Below are 4,685 nucleotides of genomic sequence, written 5' to 3' on the forward strand. Positions count from 1 at the left end.
TACTTCTAAAATTGTAAAAAAAGAATATTAACAAATTGCTTAAAAACAGCTAATAATTTATTATGAAATTTTCTAAGACTAATAGAGCCACTAAGGCTTTATCGGTGTACATTGCATTGAGTTTGATGTTTCCTCAAGGCTTTATAGGGAGTGTTTTTGCTCTAACGGGTGGACCTTCACAGCCAGAGTTCAATTCATTTACACCAGTAGGAACCACGGACATGGTTGATTTATCATCGGGTAATTTTAACTACAACATACCTATTATGGATGTAGGGGGCTATCCACTTAATTTGGCTTACACTTCAGGGGTTAATATGGACCAAGAAGCATCATGGGTAGGATTAGGATGGAACCTAAATGTAGGTCATATAAAGAGAAATGTAAGAGGGTTACCAGATGATTTTGACGGGAGTGAGGAAGGAGGTGATCAAATGGTTTATGAGAATAATTTTAAGCCAAATAACACATTTGGAGCTCACTTTGGATTGGGAGCTTCCTACTTTGGATTTAGTGAGATTGCAGGAGTCAATTTAGGATTAGGAGTTCAGTATAATAATTATACGGGTTATTCAGCAACAACTACGGTAGGGATGTCTTTTAAGTTGGCATCGATAGGAAGTGTTGGAGTAGATGTTACAGGTTCAGCAGTTGACGGTCCATCTGTATCACCGAGTTTATCTGTAAGTAAAAGTTTTTTAGGTAATGATTTTATAACTAGAAAGATAAACGGAACAGTTGGACTTACGATCAATTCAAGACAGGCACTATCCTCTTTGAATTTGAGTGCTAATTATAGCAAGAGTAGTTCGTATTCAGGATTTTTTTTACTTCCCTTACCAAGTGTATCAGCAGGAGTTGGAGGGGGAACAAACTTTCCTTTTAATAACCATTTGTTATATACTCCAACCAAGCGAGTATCAATAGCTACAGATAATAGAACCTATAGTGCCTCTTTAGGAGGTGCGGTTTTTGGGATTCGAGGTCAGGTTAAGGTTACTGGATATGGATCTACACAGGAGATTCATAGTAGTGAGAAAAACAGGGCAAAGCACGTTAGTGCATTTGGATACGAGAAAACGGAGAAAAATGAGGTAAATGGAAGTGATGGAGTATTGGATTTTGTAAGAGAGAAAGATGGCGACTTTGGGAAGCATACAACAATATTACCGATAACAAATTATACCTATGATAACTATTTGATCAATGGTCAGGGAGTATCGGGTAGTTTTCGACCTCATAGAGGACAGATAGGATTTGTTAATGATGCTAGGGTAATCAACACAGGAGACGGTCATAGTTTTGGAGCAGAAGGAGAGATCGGTTGGTTATGGGCAGCAGGAGTAGATTTAACGGTTACGGATAGTTATGGACGAACCGGGTTATGGAAAAGTTCAAATAACCGAGCTTTAGGATATTTTAAGGATGTAGAAGGTTCTTCAGTTGCTCCAGATTATGAGAAAGTATTTTTCCGCGATGGTTCAGAGATGAACGTTGATTATGCACAAGAAGAGTCAGGTGTTTACACGGAGTCTAGTATAGGAGGAACATCACCAATCCATTTTAATATTAATGGAAGGCGATTCAATAGAGGATTGAGTAATTCTTTTAAACTGGGAAATAATTCAGTTGCTTTAAGATCGAAGAAATATCGAAAAAACAGGTTACTTAGAAATCAAGTAATTCAAAAGATTAGTAAAGAAGAAGCAAGGACGTATCATTCAGGTTTTTACGAGACTAGTCGACATGCAAAGGATCATCATACAGCGGGTTTTAATGTATTAAAGCCCGATGGTAGCAGATATATTTATGGTAAGGCAGCTTATAATATTACTAAGCAGGAGGTAACTTTTGCAGTAGGCGAGCGCGCGACTACAAATTGTAGTAAAGATTTAGTAACATATAATCCAAGTTTTAATGATAATCGCATGAGCAATCAACAAGGAGTCGATAATTACTTTAACCGTATCACCACCCCAGCGCACGCACATTCATATTTAATAACTTCTGTGTTATCTTCTGATTATGAAGATGTAACAGGTAATGGGCCTAGTGATGATGATTTTGGAGCTTATACAAAGTTTAGTTATACTGATCCATATACCTATCAGTGGAGAGTTCCTTATCAGGAGGATCAAGCAAGTTTGAATCGAGGGTTGAATTCTCATGTAAATGATCAAAAGGGTAATTATTTATATGGGTCAAGAGAGCAGGTTTATATAGATAAGATAGAGACAAAAACCCATGTAGCTGTATTTAAGTTATCTGATCGAAAAGATGGTTTTGGAGTTAAAGGAGAAAATGGAGGAAGAGGTACAGTTACAACCAAGCGATTGGACAAGATCTTATTGTATTCAAAGAAGGAGTACCAAGAGCGACAAGAGAATGCTATTCCCATAAAAGTAGCTCATTTTGAGTATGATTATTCATTGTGTAGAAATATTCCTAACAACAGCAGAATTAGTACAGTAGATGAGCTTAATCAAGGAGGGAAATTAACCCTACAGAAGGTATACTTTACCTATAGGAACTCCAATATGGGATCTCATATGCCTTATGAATTTTCATATGGACAGATAGATCTTGATGGAGATGGAGTTTTTGATAGTTCAGATTTTGATGGAGATGGAGTTTTAGAGGATACTGTAAATCCAGATTATCATATAAAGGCTTATGATATTTGGGGTAATTATAAGCCTAATAAAGGTAATGGATGTGATATAGATGGTATAGCATCGAATGCGGAGTTTCCTTATACAGAGCAGAATAGTCAAACAGAGGCAGATATCAACACGGCGGCTTGGTCTTTAACCTCTGTAAAATTACCTTCAGGAGGAGATTTGAAGTTACATTATGAGTCAGATGATTATCAATATGTTCAGGATAAGAAAGCCATGCAACTTTATCAGGTTTCAGGAGTAGGAAGTACTCCAAGTCCAAGTACATTGGCAGAATTAACCAACACGAGATTATACACTCCGAATCAAGATAATAAGTACTTATATGTCAAGCTACCAGAGTCAGAGAAGACAAAGAGTGTTGACTCCTTTATTTCAGGGCTAGAGTCCGAGCCAGTTTATTTTAATTTTCTACTGAATATGACCAATAAATATGCTTATCAATATGATTTTGTGAGTGGGTATTTAAATATAGATGGAGCAGTTACTAAGGTTTTGAATGGCAATGATGCTTATTTAAGTATTCCGATGAAGTTTTTAAGGCTGGATGGAAAGAGTGGAGATCGTCCGATCAACCCTATATCAAAGGCAGGGATGTATTTTGGAAGAAAGAACATGAACCGTATTGTTTACCATGATGATGCTAGTTATGCATCGAATAATACAGAAAGAGGTTTTACGGCAATCATGGGAGAGATCTTAGCAGCGATTGATTCATATACCCAAATAGGAAAAGGTCCAAACAAGGTATTGAGAGGCAAGCACTGTTCCGAATATTTTAAGCCACAGAAATCGTGGATTCGATTAAACAATCCCAAAAAGAAGAAGTTTGGAGGAGGTTTACGAATAAAGAAGTTAGAGATGTCTGATAACTGGGATGTTATGACAGGCAATACAGCGACACCAGGACGTTATAAGAAGACCTATGGTCAGGAGTATCGATATGTTACAGAAGACAATGAGAGTAGTGGGGTAGCAACTTTTGAGTCAAATGGAAGTAGAGAGAATCCATTTGTTGTTCCATTTTACGATCGAAGTACCTCAGGAGCAGATGCAGTGATTGCCCCAAGAGAGTCAAATTATGTAGAGAAGCCAATAGGAGAGTCCTTTTTTCCAGCAGCTACTGTTACATATTCAAGAGTAGAGGTAAAGAATTTAGGTAATCAAAACATAAATAAGCATGCTACAGGTAAGGTAGTACATGATTTTTATACATCTAAGGATTTTCCGACAAAGACAGCTTATACAGAATTAGAGTCAGGGAAGAATGTAAAGGTAGATCAGCCAAGTGCTTTGAGTAGGGTATTTAATTTTAGTGTAAAGAATCATATAACGGCAAGCCAAGGTTTTGTAGTTGAGGCTAATAATATGAATGGACGACCAAAGTCACAATGGGTTTATGCAGAGAATAAGACTTCACCACTTTCTGGAGTGGAGTATAAATATGACATTAATAGAGCTGATGGAAGTTTAAATAGTCAACAAAAAGTAATTGATAGCCAAGGAGTCATTAAAGATGCTTCAATAGGAGTAACTTATGATATGGTGAATGATTTTAGAGAGAATTATTCAAGACAAGTCACTGTAGGAGGTCATGTTAATGTTGCTGTATTTTTAGTTTGGATTATACCAATAACAGTTGTGACAGGTTTACCAAATTATGAGAGGCATGAGAATGTTTTACGAACTGCAGTAACCACGAAGGTTATTCAGAGGAAAGGTATTTTAAAGGAGAAGATAGCTTATGATTTAGGCGCACGAGTATCGACAAAGAACTTGGCATGGGATGCTGAGTCGGGCGAGGTTTTAGTAACAGAGACGGTTAATGAATATGGAGATGCATATTATAATATTAACTATCCGGCATACTGGAAGCATGATGGTATGGCTAGTGCCTCAAGGAACATTGGAGTTTCTGGAGTATTTAAAAAGGATTTAACGGGAAATACTTTTTCATTGAGCGATCCTAGGCTCTCTAGTTATCTTCATGTTGGAGATGAGTTAAAT

1 protein-coding gene is annotated in these 4,685 nt (G+C 37.0%); it reads left to right on the forward strand.

Annotated features, from left to right (window positions below):
* Nucleotides 1-62 precede the first annotated feature (62 nt).
* Nucleotides 63-4,685: hypothetical protein (locus ACKTTV_RS19620; RefSeq protein ID WP_408032586.1), on the forward strand; the 4,623-nt coding region annotated here is incomplete at its 3' end.

Source organism: Tenacibaculum xiamenense (assembly GCF_964513065.1).
Taxonomy (GTDB): domain Bacteria; phylum Bacteroidota; class Bacteroidia; order Flavobacteriales; family Flavobacteriaceae; genus Polaribacter; species Polaribacter xiamenense.